Below are 3,099 nucleotides of genomic sequence, written 5' to 3'. Positions count from 1 at the left end.
CCCGGTCACGTCCCCGACCCGACCATCGGAAGCCGCATGACCACAGCCCTGTACCTGCTCCGGCGCGTGCTGCAAGCACTCGCCGTGGTCCTCATCGTCACGATCGTCGTGTTCTGCCTGCTGCACGCCCTGCCGGGCGGACCCGCCCGCGGCGTCCTCGGCGTCTCCGCGACGCCGGCGCAGATCGCCGCCTTCAACCAGTCCCAGGGACTCGACCAGCCGCTGCCCGTGCAGTACCTCCGGTTCCTCGGTCGTCTGCTCACCGGCGACATCGGCATGTCGTACACGCTCAACGAACCGGTCTCGCAGCTCATCGCCGAGCGCCTGCCGAAGACCCTCGTGCTCACCGGGATGTCCGCCGTCCTCGGGCTCGTCATCGCGATCCCCGTCGGCATGTGGCAGGCCGTGCGCCGCAACGGTGCCGTCGACTACGCCGCCACCGCGCTGGCGTTCGTGTTCTACTCGACGCCCGCGTTCTTCCTCGGGCTGCTCCTCATCATCGTGTTCAGCCAGCAGCTGCCGTGGCTGCCGGCGCAGGCGCCGAGCGGCACCACCCTCGCCGAGGTCTTCCAGGACCCGGCCGGCCTCGTGCTGCCGGTGGTCACGGGCGCACTCGCGATGATCGCCGTGTTCAGCCGGTACATGCGGGCGTCGACGCTCGAGAACCTGCAGGAGGACTACGTGCGCACCGCCCGGGCCGGTGGCGCGTCGACGGTGACCATCCTCCGGCGGCACGTCTTCCGGAACTCCCTGACCCCGGTCGTCGCGATGCTCGGGTACTACCTGCCCGTGCTGTTCGGCGGCGCGCTCGTCACCGAGCAGCTCTTCAACTACCCCGGCATGGGTCTGCTGTTCTGGAACGCCGCGCAGACCTCGGACTACCCGACCCTGCTCGGCTGCGTCCTCGTCATCTCGATCGCGACCGTGGTGGGCACGCTGCTCGCCGACGTCGCGCAGTCCGTCATCGACCCGCGAACGAAGGCGAGCCGCGCATGAGCGTCGTCACGTCCCTCATCGACACTGCGCCCACCAACGACGGGATGGGAGTCCGCGCATGAGCGTCGTACAACTGGCACCCGAAGCCCCGGGCGCCCCCGTCACGGTCGCATCGACTGGCTGGCGGCTCGCCGCCCGGCGCTTCCGCCGCAACACCCTCGCGGTGATCGGCCTCGTCGTCATCGTCGTGGTCGTGCTGTTCTGCTTCGTCGGTCCGTTCCTGTACCCGACCGACCAGACCCACACCCAGTTGGACCAGGTGAACCTCGCCCCGGGTGCCGCGCACCTGCTCGGCACCGACGCCGTCGGGCACGACGTCCTCGGCCGCCTCATGTTCGGCGGGAAAGTGTCGCTCTTGGTCGGCATCGCCGCGGGCATCCTGGCGACGGTCGTCGGGACGCTCTGGGGCTCGGTCGCCGGGTACGTCGGCGGTTGGGTCGACGCCGTCATGATGCGGGTCGTCGACGCCGGCATCGCGATCCCCGCGCTCTTCATCCTGCTCGTCATCTCGGCGATCACGACCCCCGGTGTCTGGGGACTCATCGTGATCCTCGGGCTGGTCTCGTGGCTCGTGCCCTCCCGACTCATCCGCGCCGAGACCCTGACGCTGAAGAACCGCGACTACGTCCTCACCCTCCGCGCCATCGGCGGCTCCCACGCCCGCGCGATCGGTCGGCACCTGCTGCCGAACTCGGTGTCGACGATCGTCGTCGCGGCGACGTTCCAGGTCGCAGACGCGATCCTGCTCGTGGCGTACGTCTCGTACCTCGGTCTCGGTGTCCAGGCACCCGCGACCGACTGGGGCGGGATGCTGTCCGCCGGGCTGACCTCCGCCTACTCCGGGCGGTGGTGGCTCATCGTCCCGCCGGGACTCGCCGTGATCCTCGTCGTCTGCGCGTTCAACGCGGTGGGCGACGGGCTCCGGGACGCCTTCGACGTGAGGGGCCGCTGATGTCCATCCTGACCACCACCGACCTCGGGATCACCTTCGCCACCGAGTCCGGCACCGTCGACGCCGTCCGCGGGGTCACCCTGCACGTCGAACCCGGGGAGACGCTGGCGCTCGTGGGGGAGTCCGGCTCCGGCAAGTCGACCGTCGCGCTCGCCGCGATGGGCCTGCTGTCCGGCAACGCCACCGCCACGGGCAGTGCCGTCGTCGACGGCCACGAGGTGGTCGGCGCCCCCGAGCCCGCCCTCCGGTCGCTCCGCGGATCCACGGTCTCCATGGTCTTCCAGGAGCCCGCCACCGCCCTCGACCCCCTCACCCGGGTCGGCGCGCAGATCGCCGAGGTCATCCGGAACCACCAGGACGTGTCCGCGACCGACGCGGCGGCGCGCGCGGTCGAGCTCCTCGAACGGGTCGGCATCCCCTCGCCGGCGGCGCGTGCGAAGGCGTACCCGTTCGAGCTGTCCGGTGGGCAGCGGCAGCGGGTGGTCATCGCCATGGCGATCGCGAACCGGCCGAAGCTCCTCATCGCGGACGAGCCCACGACCGCGCTCGACGTGACCGTGCAGGCCGAGATCCTCGAGCTGCTCCGCGGGCTCGCCGCCGACACCGGCACGGGCGTGCTGCTCGTCACGCACAACATGGGCGTCGTCGCGGACTTCGCGGACCGGGTCGCGGTGATGCTGCAGGGGGAGATCGTCGAGACCGGCCCGGTCGAGGACGTCCTGCTCCGCCCGCAGCACGACTACACGAAGCGGTTGCTCGCGGCGGTGCCGCGGCTGACGGTGGCGTCGGACCCGACGGGCACGTCGTCCGCGTCGTCGGCTCGGTCCGATCAGGCCGGGAGGCGCGACACGGCCCCGGTGGTCGACCTGCGGGACGTCTCGGTGACGTTCGGGCGCGGGGCACGCGCCGTGCACGCGCTGCGCGGCATCGACATCGCCGTCCACGCCGGCGAGACCGTCGGGCTCGTCGGGGAGTCCGGCTCGGGGAAGTCGACCGCCGCCCGCGTGGCCCTGGGGCTCGTCCGGCCGACCGCGGGCAGCGTGCACCTGTTCGGCACCGACCTCGTCCGCTCCCGCGGTCGCGCCCGTCGCGCGCTGCGGTCCGGGATCGGTGTGGTCCTCCAGGACCCGGTCGCCTCGCTCGACGCTCGG

The 3,099-nt window shown here is 71.8% G+C and carries 3 protein-coding genes; all 3 read left to right on the top strand.

Annotated elements, in window-relative coordinates:
• Positions 1–36: 36 nt before the first annotated feature.
• Entirely contained in the window at positions 37–996 is a 960-nt protein-coding gene (locus I59_RS03920; RefSeq protein ID WP_022902750.1) for an ABC transporter permease, read from the top strand.
• Positions 997–1,054: 58 nt separating this feature from the next.
• Positions 1,055–1,948 (top strand): ABC transporter permease, encoded by an 894-nt coding sequence (locus I59_RS03915; protein WP_022902749.1) that lies wholly within the window; start codon positions 1,055–1,057, stop codon positions 1,946–1,948.
• Positions 1,948–3,099, top strand: a 1,152-nt coding sequence (locus tag I59_RS03910) for an ABC transporter ATP-binding protein (RefSeq protein ID WP_022902748.1), incomplete at its 3' end; no start/stop codon positions are given. The genes I59_RS03915 and I59_RS03910, both read left to right, overlap by 1 nt.

Source organism: Curtobacterium sp. B8, assembly GCF_000333315.1.
Lineage (GTDB): Bacteria > Actinomycetota > Actinomycetes > Actinomycetales > Microbacteriaceae > Curtobacterium > Curtobacterium luteum.
The sequence above is the reverse complement of the archived record's forward strand: the minus strand, read 5'-3'. Positions and strand labels throughout refer to the sequence as shown.